Origin of the sequence: Nocardia sp. CA-129566 (genome assembly GCF_050956075.1) — a bacterium.
GTDB lineage: Bacteria > Actinomycetota > Actinomycetes > Mycobacteriales > Mycobacteriaceae > Nocardia.
Map to the genome: position 1 here is coordinate 3386410 of NZ_CP192085.1, position 17509 is coordinate 3403918.

General features: G+C 67.6%; 12 protein-coding genes. 4 read left to right on the forward strand and 8 right to left on the reverse strand.

Going from position 1 to position 17509, the window contains the following annotated elements:
- Positions 1-20: 20 nt before the first annotated feature.
- The 4 genes from speD to ACQP0C_RS14575 form a co-directional block, all read right to left on the reverse strand.
- Complete coding sequence (gene speD / locus ACQP0C_RS14560) at positions 21-1223, reverse strand: adenosylmethionine decarboxylase (RefSeq protein WP_433733448.1); 1203 nt, start codon at positions 1221-1223, stop codon at positions 21-23.
- A gap of 8 nt (positions 1224-1231) precedes the next feature.
- Entirely contained in the window at positions 1232-2332 is a 1101-nt protein-coding gene (locus ACQP0C_RS14565) for a type III PLP-dependent enzyme (protein WP_433734546.1), read from the reverse strand.
- A gap of 126 nt (positions 2333-2458) precedes the next feature.
- On the reverse strand, positions 2459-4957 hold the full coding sequence (locus tag ACQP0C_RS14570) for a DEAD/DEAH box helicase (protein WP_433733449.1): 2499 nt from the start codon (positions 4955-4957) through the stop codon (positions 2459-2461).
- A 49-nt stretch (positions 4958-5006) separates the two neighbouring features.
- Positions 5007-5951, reverse strand: a complete 945-nt coding sequence (locus ACQP0C_RS14575; protein WP_433733450.1) for a PAC2 family protein — start codon at positions 5949-5951, stop codon at positions 5007-5009.
- 284 nt (positions 5952-6235) lie between these two features.
- On the opposite strand from ACQP0C_RS14575, the gene ACQP0C_RS14580 reads away from it, so the two are divergent.
- Positions 6236-6958 (forward strand): sensor domain-containing protein, encoded by a 723-nt coding sequence (locus ACQP0C_RS14580; protein WP_433733451.1) that lies wholly within the window; start codon positions 6236-6238, stop codon positions 6956-6958.
- 194 nt (positions 6959-7152) lie between these two features.
- Positions 7153-8511 (forward strand): DUF4192 domain-containing protein, encoded by a 1359-nt coding sequence (locus ACQP0C_RS14585; RefSeq protein WP_433733452.1) that lies wholly within the window; start codon positions 7153-7155, stop codon positions 8509-8511.
- Between the two features lie 66 nt (positions 8512-8577).
- Here ACQP0C_RS14585 and galE read toward each other — a convergent pair whose 3' ends face one another.
- Together galE and ACQP0C_RS14595 are read right to left on the reverse strand one after the other, a co-directional pair.
- Entirely contained in the window at positions 8578-9558 is a 981-nt protein-coding gene (galE, locus tag ACQP0C_RS14590) for a UDP-glucose 4-epimerase GalE (protein WP_433733453.1), read from the reverse strand.
- Positions 9559-9561: 3 nt separating this feature from the next.
- Positions 9562-10248 (reverse strand): iron dependent repressor, metal binding and dimerization domain protein, encoded by a 687-nt coding sequence (locus ACQP0C_RS14595; RefSeq protein ID WP_433733454.1) that lies wholly within the window; start codon positions 10246-10248, stop codon positions 9562-9564.
- 321 nt (positions 10249-10569) lie between these two features.
- Between ACQP0C_RS14595 and ACQP0C_RS14600 the strand changes: the two genes are divergently transcribed.
- Positions 10570-11724 (forward strand): acetoin utilization protein AcuC, encoded by a 1155-nt coding sequence (locus ACQP0C_RS14600; protein WP_433734547.1) that lies wholly within the window; start codon positions 10570-10572, stop codon positions 11722-11724.
- A 25-nt stretch (positions 11725-11749) separates the two neighbouring features.
- Complete coding sequence (locus ACQP0C_RS14605) at positions 11750-14515, forward strand: GNAT family N-acetyltransferase (RefSeq protein WP_433734548.1); 2766 nt, start codon at positions 11750-11752, stop codon at positions 14513-14515.
- 736 nt (positions 14516-15251) lie between these two features.
- On the opposite strand, the gene ACQP0C_RS14610 is transcribed toward ACQP0C_RS14605, so the two are convergent.
- Together ACQP0C_RS14610 and ACQP0C_RS14615 are read right to left on the reverse strand one after the other, a co-directional pair.
- Positions 15252-16268, reverse strand: coding sequence for a LacI family DNA-binding transcriptional regulator (locus ACQP0C_RS14610; RefSeq protein WP_433733455.1), 1017 nt, complete (start codon positions 16266-16268; stop codon positions 15252-15254).
- Positions 16269-16521: 253 nt separating this feature from the next.
- Complete coding sequence (locus ACQP0C_RS14615; protein WP_397028468.1) at positions 16522-17490, reverse strand: sigma-70 family RNA polymerase sigma factor; 969 nt, start codon at positions 17488-17490, stop codon at positions 16522-16524.
- Positions 17491-17509: the final 19 nt, after the last annotated feature.

Consider the following 17509-nt stretch of genomic DNA (forward strand, 5'->3'; position numbering starts at 1 on the left):
GGTGTGATTCGAGAGTATTGCTACACGCGCAGCGCGTGCGGTTCGATTGCGCCGCGCACCAACGCCCGCGCGTCGACGGTTTCGGCGCGGTAGGGCAGCGTGGCCAGTCGATCGGTCATGGCGGGTACCGGGTCATCGATCCGCTCGTTCAACCCGAACAGGAACGTCCACTCGTGCTCATCGCTGCCGTACTGCACCACGGTGGCGAACTGCTCGTGGAAGCGGTTCCAGGACCGCTTCAGCGTCTCGTTGCGCCACATCGTCGCGCAACCGGCCTGCGCGCTCAGCACACCACCGGGTGCGAGCAGTGCCCGACATCGCGACAGGAACTCCGACTCGTAGAGGCGGTTGTGCTGCGCGTCCTCGACCCGCTCATCGGGCAGATCGATCACGATGACGTCGTAGCGGGTACCCGCCTCGGCCGCATCGGCCAGGAAGTCCCACCCGTCGGCGTAGTGCACCTTGATCGGGCCGTCGCCGCGCACCGCGGCGGCCAGCTCGTCGCCGGTGTAGCCGTAGGGCAGGTGCTCGGCGCACAGCTCGACCTCGCGCTGGTCGATATCGACGTGATCCACCAGCGTCGCGCCCGCGGCGACCGACATCTGACTGGCCACACCCTCACCGGAACCGATGATGAGGACCTTGTCCAGCTTCGCGGCCAGCGCGAAGGCGGGGACCATCATCGCCTCGTGGTAGGTCAGCTGGGAGAACTCCGTGGACTGGCGATCGTCGTCGGAGAACAGGCTGATGCCCTGTTCGGTGCGCGCGATCACCATGTGTTGGAACGGAGTATGGGTGTCGACGAGCACCTCGTGCAGATCCCAGATGCGGGTCAGGCCGTTGCCGACCGGCTCCTCGATCCGCGTGGAGCCGTGCCCACGCTGGATGACCTGCATCCGAACATCCTTGGGAGACAACTTATCTCGCAGTAGCTCGACGGCCTTCGACGCGCCGGCGCCGATACTTCCGCAGGTGAAGACGTCGACAAAGATGTCGCCGGACTCCGGATAAGTGTGAATCGAGGCGTGGGACTCCGACAACAGCGCGAGGACGGTCACCCCCTGCGGATCGAACTTCTTGTGTACGACATCGCAGATGGTGACGCCCGCCGCGATCAGAGACTCGCGCAACGCCGATTCGAGTCGTTCGAGATCGTCGCAGAGATCTGCGTCGACACCACCGAACTCGGCCAGCACATGCCAGCCGGTGAATTCCGCCGTCATGGGCAAACTCACTCTCGCTCAGCGCCCGAGACATGAACGGTCAAGGGCGGAAAACCATTGAAGGACACCGACGAATAGCTCGCGGTATAGGCGCCGGTATCGAGGATCTGGATGCGATCACCGGCTCGCAACGAGGTCGGAAGAAGGACCTTCGTGCGTTGATACAGTACATCGTCGCCATCGCAGGTCGGTCCGGCCACCACCGCCTCGTCCACGGGGTCTCCGTCACGTTCGGTGACGAAGCGGTATGCGATGTACTCGTTCTCGGTTTCGGCCATACCGTTGTAGCGGCCGATGTCGAGATACACCCAGCGCCGTCCCTCCGGCGCGATGCGCACGCCGATGACCTCGGCATGAATGGTGCCCGCCGATCCCACGAGCGCGCGGCCGGGCTCGACGACGAGCCCGGCGGTCTCGGGCAGGAATTCGGCGGTGGCTGCGGCGATCACGGCCCCTATCTCGTCGAGTGCGGGTGCCGCCTCGACGTACGAAATGGGCAGGCCGCCACCGATATTCACCGAGCGCACCGGAATGTCTTTGGCCGTCAATGCGGCAGCGATGTGTCCGGCCTGCTCGATACCGATGCGCCAAGCCCGGGGGTCGGTCTGTTGGGAGCCGACGTGGAAGTACGGCCCCCCGACGATGAGGCCGAGATCGCGGGCGCGCACCAGCAGCCGCAGCGCCTCGGCGGGCGAGCAGCCGAACTTGGTGCCGAAGGGCGTCGTCGACTGCGGCGCCGCGGACAGGAACCGGCATTCGACCTCCGAGCCGGGCGCGTGCTCGACGATGCGCAACAGATCGTCCTCGGTGTCGAAGGCATAGCGGCGCACGCCCGCGGCGTAGGCGGTGGCGATATGGGCGGCCTTCTTGATCGGGTTCCCGTAGCACATGCGGGCCGGGTCGACGCCCGCGCGCAGGCACAGTTCGATCTCGCCGACGCTGGCGACGTCGAACTCCGCGCCCGCCGCGTCGAGCAGGCGGATCAGCTCCGGGACCGGGCTCGCCTTGACCGCGAAGCGAATTCGCGCTTCGGGTACCGCTGCCGCGAGTGCGCGATAGTTTTCGCGCACTCGCTCCGGGTCGATGACCAGATAGGGCGATTCGGGCAGGTTTGAGCCGGTCAATCTAAGGGAACTCTCCGTCGTTTGGGGGGCGGCCGTCGTTCAGGCACCGCGCGAGAGAGTATCAGCGCGAAGCCCCGGTTAACTAACTCGTTGACGACACCTTGACCATGATCACCCCGCGACTACCGTGACCTCGTCGAATACGACCTCGCCCGCGGCGTCGGACTCGGCGAGATCGACCACCGCCGCCAGTGCCCAGCCGTGGTCGCCCGCGGGATCGTCGAGCACCTGGCGCACATGCCAGAAACCGGGGCGTTGTTCCACCTGGAACAATTGCGGACCGCGCGCGTCCGGTCCGGTGCCGATGCCGTCGTACTCGTCGAAATAGGGCCTCAGCTCCGCTTCCCAGTCCGGGCCCTGGCCCAGCTCGCCTAGGGGTTCCCAGCGGCGCAGGGCGGCCAGTTCGACGCGGCGGAACATGGCGTTGCGGACCATCACCTTGAAGGCGCGTTCATTGGCCGAGATGGGGCGCACAGTCTCCGCGCCGAAGGCGAGCTGATCCGCATCGGTCTCCGCGCCCGGATTGGTGAGCTGCTCCCATTCGTCGAGCAGACTCGAATCCACCTGGCGGACAAGTTCGCCGAGCCATTCGGTCATATCGTCGAGGTCCTCGGTGCGCGCGGCTTCCGGGACGGTGCGGCGCAGCGCGCGGTAGGCGTCGGCGAGATAGCGCAGCACCACGCCCTCGGAGCGGGCCAGTTCGTAGTGCGAGATCAGTTCGGCGAAGGTCATCGAGCGTTCGATCATGTCCCGAACGACCGATTTGGGGGACGGGGCGAACTCCGACATCCAGGGATGCCCGGCCCGGTAGGTCTCGAAGGCGGGCTCGATCAGCTCGGCGAGGGGTTTGGGCCAGGTGACCTCCTCCAGGAGCTCCATGCGTTCGTCGTACTCGATGCCGTCGGCCTTCATCTCGTTGATCGCCTGGCCGCGGGCCTTGTGCTGCTGGGCCATGAGCAGCTGGCGCGGATCCTCGAGCGTCGATTCGATGAGGGAGATGACGTCGAGGGTGTAGCCCGGGGTGTCCTTGTCGAGCAGCTCCAGTGCGGCCAAGGCGAACGGGGACAGAGGTTGGTCGAGGGCGAAATCGCGCTGCAGGTCCACGGTGAGCCTGGCGCGGCGGCCCTGTGCGTCGGGTTCCGGAAGCTGCTGCACCACACCGGCGTCGCGCAGGGCGCGATACAGGCGGATGGCGCGCAGGATATGGCGGCGCTGGGCGGGACGCGGCTCGTGGTTGTCCTCGAGCAGGTGGCGCATGGCGTCGAAGCAATTGCCGGGGCGGGCGATCACATTGAGGAGCATGGAGTTGGTCACGGCGAAGCGCGACACCATCGGTTCGGGGGCGGCGGCGACCAGACGGTCGAAGGTGTCCTCGCTCCAGGACACGAAGCCCTCCGGCGGTTTCCTGCGCACCACCTTGCGCTGCTTCTTCGGGTCGTCGCCCGCCTTGGCCAGCAGCCGGGTGTTCTCGACCTCGTGGTCGGGAGCCTGCACGACCACGGTGCCCATGGTGTCGTAGCCCGCCCGGCCCGCCCGGCCCGCGATCTGATGGAATTCGCGCGCCTTGAGCCTGCGGGTGCGCACACCGTCGTATTTGGTCAGGCCGGTCAGCAGCACCGTGCGGATGGGCACGTTGATACCGACGCCGAGGGTGTCGGTGCCGCACACCACCTTGAGCAGACCGTCCTGGGCCAGGCGCTCGACCAGGCGGCGGTACTTGGGCAGCATGCCCGCGTGGTGTACGCCGATACCGTGGCGGATCAGCCGCGACAGCGTTTTGCCGAAGCCGGAGGAGAACCGGAAATCGCCGAGTGCCGTTGCGATGGCGTCCTTTTCGGCGCGGGTCGCGAAGTTGACGCTGGTCAGCGCCTGCGCGCGTTCCAGTGCCGCCGCCTGGGTGAAATGCACGACGTACACCGGTGACTGGTTGGTGGTGACGAGATCTTCCAACGTTTCGGTGATGGGGGTGCGTGCGTAGGAAAAGCTCAGTGGGACAGGACGTTCGGTGCCCGCGACAATGGCGGTCGGATTGCCGGTGCGCCGGCGCAGATCGGCCGCGAAGAAGTCGACCTCGCCGAGAGTGGCCGACATGAGCAGAAATTGGGCGCGCGGGAGTTCCAGCAGCGGCACCTGCCAGGCCCAGCCGCGGTCGGGATCGGCGTAGAAGTGGAATTCGTCCATCACGACCTGGCCGACATCGGCGGCCGCGCCCTCGCGCAGCGCCATATTCGCCAGGATCTCGGCGGTGGCGCAGATGATCGGCGCCTCCGGATTCACCGCCGCATCACCGGTCACCATGCCGACCCGGTCCGCGCCGAAGACATCGCACAGGGCGAAGAACTTCTCGCTGACCAGGGCCTTGATCGGTGCGGTGTAGTAGGTGCGCAGGCCACGGGTGAGTGCGAACAGGTGCGCGCCGACCGCGACCAGGGATTTGCCGGACCCGGTGGGGGTGGCCAAGATGACATTGGATCCGGACGCCAACTCCAGCAGCGCCTCGTCCTGCGCCGGATACAGCGGGGTGCCCTGCTCGGTCGCCCATGCCCCGAAGGATTCGTAGAGCGCGTCGGCGTCGGTTCCCGGTATCTCTAGCAGTTCGGTCAGATCCACTCCGACCACCCTACGGGCAGCCGTCCAGGGCCCGGTCGGGGTGATCGGGTCAGTTGGACTGTTCGCCCTCGTCGCCGTCGTAGCCGCCCTGCTCGGCAAGGAAGCGCTCGAACTCCGCGCCCAATTCGTCGCCGCTGGGGAGTTCACCATCGCCGACGAGCAGGCTGGACTGGCGTTCCTGTGCGGTGAGGAAGCTGTCGTATTGGCGCTCCAGCGCGTGCACGACCGTCTCTACCTCGGAGTTTCCCGCGATGTGCTCGTTGACCTGCTCACGGACCCGTGCCGCGGCCTCACCGAGCGCCGCCAGCGGGATTTCCAGGCCAGCGTTGTCGGCGACGTGCTCCAGCAGGGTCTGCGCGGCCTCCGGATAGGCGGTCTGCGCGAGGTAATGCGGCACATGCACCGAAAAACCGACGGATTCGTGGCCGTGCTGGGCCATCCGGTACTCCAGCAGCGAGGACGCGCTGCCCGGCACCTGTAGCTCGCCCGGCCAGCGCTGGTGGTCGGCGATCAGATCGCGGTCCGAGGAATGCGCGGTAATGCCGAGCGGGCGGGTGTGCGGGATCGCCATCGGGATCGCGCTCAGGCCGATGCTGCGGCGCACACCGAGCTGTTCGGCGAGCAGACGCACGGCGGTGGTGAACTTCTCCCACCGCAGATCCGGTTCGAGCCCGGAGAGCAGCAGGAAAGGGGTGCCCGATGTGTCGCGCAGCGCCCAGAGGTTCAGTTCGGGCTCGGCATAGTCGGAGAAGTGATCGGTCTTGAACGTCATCAGCGGGCGACGCGACCGGTAGTCCAGCAGCTCGTCGACATCGAACGAGGCGACCAGCTCGCTCTCCAGACTCTCGCGCAGGTGCGTGGTGGCCAGCCGGACCGCATGTCCTGCATCGGTGAAGCCCTCCAGTCCGTGTACCAGAACCGGACCCAAGCCATCGTCGGACGACAGCTGTGGAGCTGGGAACTCCAACTCGTACATTCGCGACTCGTGGTCCATCGCGTACTCCTTCCTGCGCGGTTCACCGATGCGAGCCGCCTGGTGCCGAGAACTTACAGGTCCTAGGCCTGTTGGGCATTTCGCGGCGGTCAACCACTGTCCATTGTCCCCCATGACACCGACACCGGTTACCACGGGCAACACCGACCCATAAGAGAGGGCAACATCGGTGGTGCCCCGCGCATTCCCGTTCCCGCCGCGGCTGCTGGGGGCTGCTCGCGGGCTGCTCGCAAGGATCGGCGTGGCATCGCGGGCGGACACGGCGAGTTTGGCACAGTGGAACGGTGATTGTGCCGAATTCGACGCGCAGGGGGCCACGCGGATTCGCGGTATCGGGGTGGATCTCCCTCACCGCGAGCGTTGCACTGCTCGCCGGATGCTCGTCGACGGTGACCGGGCACCCGGTCGCCTCGGGGCCGAGTTCGGTGATCCAGCATGTGGCGGCGCAGCTTTCGACACTATTGCCCGATCCCACGCAGTTCCCGGCCCGGTACGAGGCGGTAGTGCTGCCACCGGAGGCGGCCGCGCAGGCGTCGGGGGATCTGACCGGGGTCGGGCGCGGTTCGACGGTGCAGCCCGATGGATGTGCCCCGCCCGCGCAGCAATTCGGCCCGAATCAGACCGCCGTCGCGGTGGGCACCGACAACGAGACGCGGGCCACGGTAACCGTCGAGTTGACCAGGACCGGGCAGCCGCTGTCGGCATTGCGCGAGCAGTTGCAGCGGTGTCAGCAGATGCGGGTCAGCAGGGCGGGCGCGTTGACGACGGTGACCACCGAACTGCAGGCGCCGCCGCCGATCGACGCCGACGACGCCCTCGCGCTGAGCCGGACGGTGGTGCCGCAGGTCAGCACGCCGGGGCTGACGCAGTCCATGCAGACGCTGACCGGTCAGATCGGCGATGTGCGAATCGCGGTGACCTACATGTCGTTCAGCGATGCGAAACCGGATACGGCGGCGTTGGACGGGCTGTTCACGACGGCGGTGGGGAAGGTGAAGAAAGGGTGAGCACAGGTTTCGTCGATCGGCGGCGGGAGCTCGCGGCGCGACGTTAGCAGGTAGCACCGACACGGTTATCGCTGTTTTCGCCTCCGCAGGCCGAATCGTCCACAGCCCAACCGATTTCCACAGGGCAAAATAATATCCGGATAAGCCCAGGTCACTGCCTCGGGCCCGGATTCGTGGCAGTGCACTCTCGGTGCATGGCAACTTTCACGAATCCCGTTCCCGCCCTTGGCGACCCTGGCGATGGTCCAGCCACCCGCGATGGATTGTGCTCGAGCCCATCCGTGCACTTGCGCAAATCCGCGCACGCTCGGGCCGTCGCACGGTCCATCGACTCGGTGCCGGATTTCGACTCCGGTGTCGACGATGAGGAATCCTCGGAGTGCACAAGGGGTTTCGGGCGAGCGACGGGTACCTGTGCGGAACCGCCACCGATGTTCGGCGATCGTGGTCCGGCCGGGGCGCTGCATGTCGATGATCCCGGCGAATTGATCGTCGCGGTCCCCGCGATGGTCGGGTTCGTACCGGAGCGGTCGCTGGTGGTGGCCGTGTTGGGGGGTGCGCCCGATCCAGGCCACAGCCCGATCATTGATGCGGTGGTGCGATTCGATCTGGATCACGAGGGCGGTCGACGGGGTCTCGCGGCGGCCTGTGCGGAATGTGTCTCGCAGATCTGTGCCGCGGAGGGGGCGACGGAGGTGCTCGCGGTGATCGTCGACGACCGGGCACGCGAACCGCAGCGCACACACCGACACGGCGCGGCGAGTACCGGCCCGTTGGGCGCGCTGATCGCCGCGTTCGCCCGCCGGTTGGCGGCGCAGGAGGTGTATCTGGAGGGCGCGTGGGCGGTACGCGCCATCGAGGCGGACCAGCGGTGGTGGAGTCTGCCCGACGCGAATCATCATGGGACGCTGCCGGATCCGGCAACCTCGATGGTCACGGTGGCACATGTGCTGGAGGGGCGACCGATCCGCGCGGCTCGTTCGGAGCTGACCGATCTGGTCGCCACCGACGATGAGCTGGTGCGGCTGGTGGCGGCGCATCTCGACAGCGCCCGCGCCATCGCGCACGAGGGATATGCGGCGGCCGTCCGGCGCGGCGATCCCGACGGCTATCACCGGCGGGCACTGGAAAAAATGCTGTGGCAGATCGCCAATACCGACTCCGGGGCGTCGCTCAACGCCCGGGAGTACGCGGAAGTGGCTGCCGCACTGCGCGATCGGATCGTCCGTGACGCCCTGTTCGGTCTGGCGATCGGCGACCACGCCGCCGCCGCGGAAGATCTGTGGGTGGCGCTGGTACGGGCGCTTTCGGGCAGCGATCGCGCCGACGCCGCGACCCTGCTCGGCTACAGCGCCTACCTTCGCGGCGACGGTCCCCTCGCGGGTGTCGCCCTGCAAGCCGCCCTGGATGCCGACCCGGTCCACTCCCTGGCGAACCTGCTCGAGATTTCCCTGCGTACCGGAATGCGCCCGGATACCCTGCGCCGCTTGGCCTACTGCGGCCTCGGTATCGCCGCCGACCTCGGCATCGACCTGGGCCCGGCTATCCGATGACGCTCGCGGCGAGCCACCCGGTGGTTGCGCGGGTGCGTGACCACCGGGTGAATGGGGCCCAGCGGCCTACTTCGCGCTGTGCGCGAGTGGACCCAGGTCCCGAAGGAACTCCCAGGCGTCGGCGACGATTTCGTCGAGGTCGTTGTGCTCGGGGTGCCAGCCGAGATCGGTGATGGCGCGGTCGCTGGAGGCGATGAGGACGGCCGGATCGCCGGGGCGGCGGGGGGCGTCCTGGGCGGTGATCGGCAGTCCAGTGACGCGTTCGCAGGCCGAGATCACTTCGCGCACCGAGAATCCGGTGCCGCTGCCGAGATTGAAGATGCGATGTGTGCCGGCTTCCGCGGTGGCCAGGGCCAGCAGGTGAGCCTCGGCGAGGTCGCGGATGTGGATGTAATCGCGGACTGCGGTGCCATCCGGTGTCGGCCAATCGGTGCCGAAGACCGAAATCGCCTTGCGATGACCGAGGGCGACCTGCAGAACAAGGGGAATGAGATGGGTTTCCACCACACGGTTTTCGCCGAGGCCGCCGTAGGCGCCCGCGACATTGAAGTAGCGCAGGCTGGTCGCGGCCAGACCGTGCGCGATCGAGTAGGAGGTGATGGCGTGGTCGATGGCGAGTTTCGAGGCGCCGTAGGGGTTGGTCGGCCGGGTCGGCGCGTCCTCGGTGATCGGCACCTGTTCCGGTTCGCCATAGACCGCTGCGGTCGAGGAGAACACCAGCTTCGGAGTGTCGGTGCGGCGCATCGCCTCCAACAGCTCGAGGGTCTTCACCACATTGCCGTGCCAGTACTTCTCCGGCTGCTGCACCGACTCGCCGACCAGCGACTGCGCGGCGAAATGCAGGACACCGTCGAAGGATTCGGCCTCGAGCAGTGCGGGCGCGGCGACCGCGACATCACCCTCGACGAAGCGCGCCTCGGTGGGCACGCCCTCGGCATTGCCGGTCGACAGATCGTCGACCACCACGACCTCGTGCCCCGATTCGAGCAGAACCTGTGCGCAGACGCCACCGACGTAGCCCGCGCCACCCGTAACCAGAAGTTTCACGCCTCAGACCAGCTTCACCTGGACGGCATGGGCCATTTCATCCGAGAGTTCGAAACCCTCGTGGCCGGGCACGGTGATGACCACCGAGCCGGGCTTGGTCTCGACCGTCACCCGGGCATCGGGCACCACGCCCGCCTCCCGGAGCTGGCCGATGACCTCGGGATCGGTCTGGATGTGCTCGGCGAGACGGCGCACCACGACCGCGTGTACCTGACCGTGCGGCAGATCCGAGAGCCGCACGAGGGTCTCCTCGGCGGCGCTCGGCGGGGCGATGCCCAGCTCGTCCAGGCCGGGAATCGGGTTGCCGTAGGGGGAGGTGGTCGGATGGTTGAGCACCTCGACCAGCCGTCGTTCGACGTCCTCGCTCATCACGTGCTCCCAGCGGCAGGCCTCGGCGTGCACGTTCTGCCAGTCGAGCCCGATGATGTCCACGAGCAGCCGCTCGGCGAGGCGATGCTTGCGCATCACCGCGACCGCCATGCTGCGGCCCTTCTCGGTCAGCTCGAGATGGCGGTCACCGGCGACCAGCAGCAGACCGTCGCGTTCCATCCGCGCGACGGTCTGGCTCACCGTCGGACCACTCTGCTCGAGGCGCTCGGCGATCCGCGCGCGCAGGGGCACTACACCCTCTTCCTCGAGGTCGTAGATGGTACGGAGGTACATCTCCGTGGTGTCGACCAGATCCTTCACCTGTTACCCCTTCGTCGGCACGAATTCTACCCACGCACGTCGACACGCCCGCGTGCCGCGTCGTCTCGCGTTACACCGGTGACTGCGTTGTGGGAATCCTGTCGGCGCACGGCTCGTCGCCGTGTTCGCACATGCTTGTATTTCTACTGCATACGAACGTCCAACGGGGCGGTTAGCTTCCCGCGTAGCGTTGCGAGCATGGCCACTGCACCGCGCGGCGAATGCTCCGCGCCGCTCGACGACGGTGATCTCGAGTCGCGACCGGGGACCGTTGTCTGGACCGACCGATTCCTCGACTACGCATGGACGCCGGAACACCCCATGAAACCGGCGCGTCTGAAGTTCACCATGGCGCTGGCGGAAAGTCTCGGATTACTCCACGGTGTCGAGCCGTTGGAGCCCGCGCAGGCACAGCTGCCGGATCTGCTGCGCATTCACACCGCCGACTACATCGAGGCCGTCGAACATGCCACGCAGCCAGCGGGTGCGCCGCTGGCGCCACCGTATGGCCTCGGCTCACCGGACAATCCGGTATTCCCGCGGATGCATCAGGCGGCCTCGGTGATCGTCGGCGGCACGCTGGCCGCCGCGCGCGAAATCGCGGAGGGCCGCACCCGGCGCGCGGTGAGTATCGGCGGCGGTATGCACCACGCAATGCCGGATTCGGCCGCCGGATTCTGCATCTACAACGATGCGGCCGTGGCCATTTCCTGGCTCCTCGACCATGGCTACGACCGCATCGCCTACATCGATGTCGATGTGCACCACGGCGATGGCGTGCAGCGCGCCTTCTACGCCGACCCACGGGTGCTGACGATCTCGATCCACCAGCATCCGGCGACCCTGTGGCCGAATACAGGGTGGCCCGAGGAGACCGGACACGGCGCCGCCGAGGGCACCGCGATCAATCTGGCGGTGCTGCCCGGCACCCGGGATGCCCAGTGGTTGCGCGGTTTCCACGCGGTCGTGCCCGGCGCGCTCGCGGCGTTCCGGCCGCAGATCGTGGTCAGCCAATGCGGTGTGGACACCCATCGCGAGGACCCCCTCGCCGATATGGAGCTGACCGTGGACGGACAGCGCGCCGCCTTCATCGCCATGCGCGATCTGGCCGACGAGTATGCCGAAGGTCGCTGGCTCGCGGTCGGCGGCGGCGGTTACGGCCTGGTGCGCGTCGTGCCGCGGGCCTGGACGCATCTGCTGGCGACCGCGCTGGACCGCACCATCGCACCGGACACCGCGGTGCCGCAGGACTGGATCGAACTGATCCGGGCAGCGGCCCCGACCGTCGACCCGCCGCGCACCATGGGGGACGGTGGTGACATCTCGTTCCGCCGGTGGGATGGACCCGGCGGCACCGGGGAAACTGGGGACCCGCGTATCGACCGCGCGCAGCGCGCTATCGATACGGCCGTATTGGCTACGCGTCGAGCCACCTTCGGGTTGCTCGGACTGGATCCGGAGGACCCCCGTGACTGAGAACCCACCCATCTCGGATTCGCCCATCCCGGATTCGCCCATCTCGGATTCGCCCAGCACTCCGGTGGTGCCGCCACCGCCGCCGCAGCACTGGTTCGCCGATGTGCTCGCCTCCGACGGTGGCGTGGTGCGATTGCGCCCGATCACGCCCGCCGACGCCGATCGGCTGCAGGAGTTCCACGCGGCACTGTCGGATCGCACCCGATATCTGCGCTACTTCGGTCCGTATCCGCGCATTTCGCCCAAGGATCTGTACCGCTCCACCCATGTCGATCATCACGACCGGGTCGGACTGCTGCTGGTGCTCGGGGAGGCGATCATCGCGGTAGGTCGCTATGAACTGCTGACCGACCGCTCCGGACCACGCGCCGCCGAGGTCGCGTTCGTGGTGGCCGACGAACACCAAGGGCGCGGACTCGGGTCGATCCTGCTCGAACACCTGGCCGGGGCGGCCGCCGAGAACAAGATCGAAACCTTCGTCGCCGAGGTACTCGCCGAGAACACCGTGATGGTCACCGTCTTCCGTGACGCGGGCTATCAGGTGGAGCGCAGCAGGGACGGTTCGGTACTGCATCTGGAATTCGCCATCGATCCCACCGAAGCCCTACTCTCGGTGCGGGATTCGCGCGAACGCGCCTCCGAGGCGCGCAGTGTGGGCAATCTGCTCGCGCCGCGTTCGGTCGCGGTGATCGGCGCCACCATGGGTCCGGCCCGGGTCGGCGGGGTGATCCTGGCCAATATGCTGTCCGGGGTGTTCCAGGGGCCGGTGTTCCCGGTCAATCCGAACCGCAGATCGGTGCGCGGGGTACGGGCCTATCCCACCGTGCGCGACATCCCCGACGAGGTGGATCTGGCCGTGGTCGCCGTGCCTCCCGAGGCGATCGGCTCGGTCCTCGACGACTGTATGGCCAAGGGCGTCAAGGGTTTGGTCGTACTGACCGCGGGCTTCGGGGAGACCGGCGCCGGTGGTGTGGTCGCCGAGCACGAACTGGTCGCGGCGGCGCGCGGACACGGGATGCGGGTGGTCGGGCCGAGCGCGCTCGGCATCGCGAACACCGACGCGGCGGTCTCGTTGAACGCCACCCTCGCCTCGGTGCTGCCCGGGCGCGGGCGGATCGGATTCTTCTGTCAGTCCGGGCCATTGGGTGCGGCGATCCTCGGTGAGGCCGCCGCACGCAACCTGGGGTTGTCCACCTTCGTCTCGGCGGGCAATCGCGCCGACGTTTCCGGCAACGATCTGCTGCAGTACTGGGACACCGATTCCGCCACCGATGTGATCCTGCTATATCTGGAGAGCTTCGGTAATCCGCGCAAGTTCTCCCGGATCGCGCGTCGGGTCGCGCGCAGTAAACCGATCGTCGCGGTGAGCAGCGGCCGGCTGGCCGCGCGGTCCCAGCCGACCGGCGATATGGACCGCTCCATCGTGCGTGACCTGTTCGCGCAGTCGGGAATCGTTCAGGTCGACTCGATTTCGGAGCTGTTCGACTGCGCCGCGCTGCTCGGCTATCAGCCGCTGCCCGCCGGTCCACGGGTTGCCGTGATCGGCAATAGCGCGGCATTGAACTGGCTGGCCGTCGATGCGGCGCACGGTGAGGGGCTGGAGGTGCGGCGGCCCGACGCGGTGGCGTCGGAGGACGTCCGTCGTCCCCGTCCCACCGAACGGGTGGTGGACGAGGAGTCGGTCGGCGATCCGGTGAATCTCGGTCCGAACGCGACGCCGGGCGCGTATCTGGACGCGGTGGTCGCCGCACTGCGCTCGGATGAGATCGATGCGGTGATCGTGGTTTTCGCGCCACCGGTGCCGCTGCCGATGGCCGGATTCGCCGATGCCATCCGCGAGGCCGCGGTGGCTGTGCCCAATTCGGGCAAGCCCATTCTCACCACTTTTGTAGCCGAGCAAGGGATTCCGAACCTCCTCGCGGTGCGCGGTCGGAGCGGTACAGCGGTGCACGGGTCGATTCCGTCGTATCCGGATCCGGAGCGGGCCGCGCGGGCACTTGCCAAGGCGCGTCGGTATGCGCAGTGGCGCACGAAACCGGTTTCGACGGTGGTGCGTCCGGCGGGTATCGACGCGGAGCGGGCCAAGCGATTGGTGGCCGGATGGATGCTGGAGTCCGATGGTCGGTGGCTGACCGACCTGGAAGCGGTGGACCTGTTGGACTGTTACGGCATTCGCGTCGTCGAGTTCCGTGAGGTGCGCAGTCCCGACGAGGCGGTGGCGGCGGCCGAGGAACTCGGCTATCCGGTGGCCGCCAAGGCGACCGGCGAAATGTGGCGGCGGCGACCGGATCTCAGCGGTGTCCGCTTGGACCTGTGGCGCCCGGAGGCCGTGCGCCAGGCGTATTCGCACCTGGTGGAGCTGTGCGGTGATCCGGCGGTGCACATCCAGAAGATGGCCAACCCGGGTGTCGGCTGTGTGCTGCGGGTGCAGGACGACCCGTCCTTCGGCTCGGTCATCGAATTCGGCCTCTCGGGCATGATCATCGAACTCCTCGGCGATCGCGCCTACCGTGCCCTCCCGCTCACCGCCGACGAGGCCACCGCGCTGATCGAGGCCCCCCGGGCGGCCCCGTTGCTATCCGGCACCCCCGCGAGCCCGCGCGTCGACAAACCCGCCCTTGCCGAACTCGCCCAACGCGTCTCGGCCCTCTTCGACGACCTCCCAGAAATCCGCGAACTATCCTTCGACCCCGTCCTGGCCTCCCCGAACGCCGCCGCCATCCTCTACGCCCGAGCCCGCATCGGCCCCGAACCCAGCCGCTTCGACACCGGCCCCCGCCGCCTGGGCTGACCACTCCCGCCCCTCGCGGCGATGTCCCGGGGATGCCCAAGCCGTGGGACCGAGCAACGAACTCCCAGCGATCCGCCGTGCCCGTCTCGCCCGGGGGTCGATCGCTTCGACATCGGCTCGGTCGTGCGTCGGATGGATGACCGGCCGGGTTGCGACCGCTGGACCGGCATCCGCGCCCGGAATGTCGGCAGCGTGGCGGGCGCGACTCGGGGACCGGGCGGTCGGATCGGTCAGCGTGTTTCGATGATGGCTCGTGGCGCGTCGGATGGATGACCGGCCGGGTTGTGACCGCTGGACCGGCATCCGCGCCCGGAATGTCGGTGGTCTGGCAGGTGTGACTCGGGGACCGGGGGATTGGATCGGTCAGTGTTTCGATGGTGGCTTGTAGTGCGTCGGATAGGTGGACCGGCAGGGTTGCGATCGCCGGACCGGCATCCGCGCCCGGAATGTCGGTGGTCTGGCAGGTGACTCGGGGACTGGGCGATTGGATCGGTCAGTGTTTCGATGGTGGCTTGTAGTGCGTCGGATAGGTGGACCGGCAGGCGTCGCTAACGCAGGACTGGCCGCTGCGCCGAGAGTGTTGGTGGCGTGCCGGTTTCGTATCGGAGGTCGACTGAATCGGCCAGAGCGTTTCGCTATTGATGGGTAGCGCTTGGACGACGCCGGAGTCGAAGCGGCTGGAGGCCGTGCTGGGTGGCGGCGTCCCGGACGGCGGGGGAACGGGCGATCGGATCGGTTAGTGGTGGGGTGGGGCGGTGGAGCCGCGCATGACCAGGGATGGGGGCAGGAGGACCGAGCGAGGGCTGCGGTCGGGTTCGGCGATGGATTCCAGGAGCATGCGGGCGGCTTCTCGGCCGATGTCGTGGTGGGGGATGGCGATGGTGGTCAGAGGGGGATTGAGCTTGTCCAGGAAGGGCAGGCCGTTGAAGCCGATCACGCTGATATCGGTGGGGCAGGTGATATCGCGTTCGGTGAGAGCGTCATAGCAGCCGAGGGCGATGAGATCGTTTCCGGCGACCACGGCGGTGACCTGCGCGCCGGAGTCCAATGCGGCATGCAGGGAGCGAGCACCGGCATCTTCGGTCCAGCTGTCACACACCATGATTCGACTGCAGTCGTCGAGACCGTGTTCGCGAACGGCGGTTCGGAAGCCACGCAGGCGCTCGACACCGGTGGAGGCGGTCTGCGGGCCCGCGAGGTGCAGTATTCGGCGGTGGCCCAGATCGACCAGATGACGCACCGCGAGCGCGATGCCCGCCGCGTCATTGGCGACGACCGATCCGATGTCGAGCCCCTCGGTGCGGCGGTTGACGAGCACCATCGGCAGGCGCTGCTCCTGCAACTGCCGCAGCAGGGGATGCTCCAGCAGTGCGGTGGCGATGATCAGACCTTCGGCCTGGCGCGAGCGCAGTGATGTGATCTGGGCCTGCTCGCGGTCGGGCCGATCGTCGGTATTGACGATGAGTGTGCTGTACCCGGCGGCGGCCAGGACTTCCTCGATGCCGCGCACTATCGGAGGAAACAGCGGGTTGGTGAGGTTGGGGATGACCAGCCCGACAGTGCCGGACTTGATGGTCTTCAGGTTCCTGACAATCGGATTCGGGCGGTAGCCCAGCGATTCCGCCGCACGCAGCACCCGGCGTGCGGTGTCCGGATGCACCAGGGCACGAGCGTTCGGGTTGAGTGCGCGCGACGCCGTGGCGGTATGCACACCGGCCGCCGAGGCCACATCGCGCAGTGTCGGTCCCTGCATGCGGAAATACTAGGCACCGCGCCCCATGAGCCATCGCCGACCATGGGAAGCGCTGGCCGCGAGGGCCTTTCGACAAGAGGATCGCCGACCGGCTCGCGCGAAACCCGGAGGGGGCGGGACGCGCGGACACCGGTCGGCGTTTCGAGGTGACCCGTCCGAGGTCACCAAGCCGGACGCCGGACCGGCCTCGGATGTGGTCCGGCGCCTGGGGCAGGTGCCGGGATCACCGGCACGAGCTACTGCGGAATTGTGCTCAGCTGGCGTAGGCGCGCAGGCGATCGGCCCGCTCACCCTTGCGCAGCTTCGACATGACCTCACGCTCGATCTGGCGCACCCGCTCACGGGAGAGCCCGAAGAGCTTGCCGATCTGATCGAGGGTGCGCGGTTGGCCGTCGTCCAAGCCGAAGCGCAGGCGGATGACCTGCTGCTCCCGCTCGTCCAGGGTGGCGAGCACGCTGCGCACGTCGTGGTGCAGCAGTCCGGCGATCACGGCGGATTCGGCCGAGGTGGCCTCGGAGTCCTCGATGAAATCGCCGAGCGGCGCCTCTTCGTCGTTGCCGACGGGCATATCCAGGCTTACCGGGTCGCGGCTGTGGTCGAGCAGATCGGAGATCTTGTCGACCGGGATGCCCGATTCGTTGGCCAGCTCCGCGTCGGTGGCCTCACGGCCGAGCTGCTGATGCAGTTCGCGCTTGATCCTGGCGAGCTTGTTGACCTGCTCGACCAGGTGCACGGGAAGGCGGATGGTGCGGCTCTGATCGGCCATGCCGCGGGTGATCGCCTGACGGATCCACCAGGTGGCATAGGTGGAGAACTTGAAGCCCTTGCTGTAGTCGAACTTCTCCATCGCCCTGATCAGGCCGAGATTGCCCTCCTGGATCAGGTCGAGCAACGGCATGCCGCGGCCGGTGTAGCGCTTGGCGAGCGAGACGACGAGCCGGAGGTTGGCTTCGAGCAGATGCGAGCGCGCGGACTGACCCTCGCGGACGATAATGGCCAGATCGCGCTTGCGGGTGGCCGACAGCCGCTTGCCGGTCTCCAGCAGATGCTGCGCATAGAGGCCCGCCTCGATGCGCTTGGCCAGCTCGACCTCGTCGGCTGCCGTGAGCAGTGCGGTACGGCCGATCCCGTTCAGGTACACACGTACCAGGTCGGCGGCAGGGCTCTGGGCGTCGAGGTCCGAATCGCTGGTGCGCACACGAGTGGTGGCGGGGCTTGTCATGACTTGCCTCCTGTCGGTG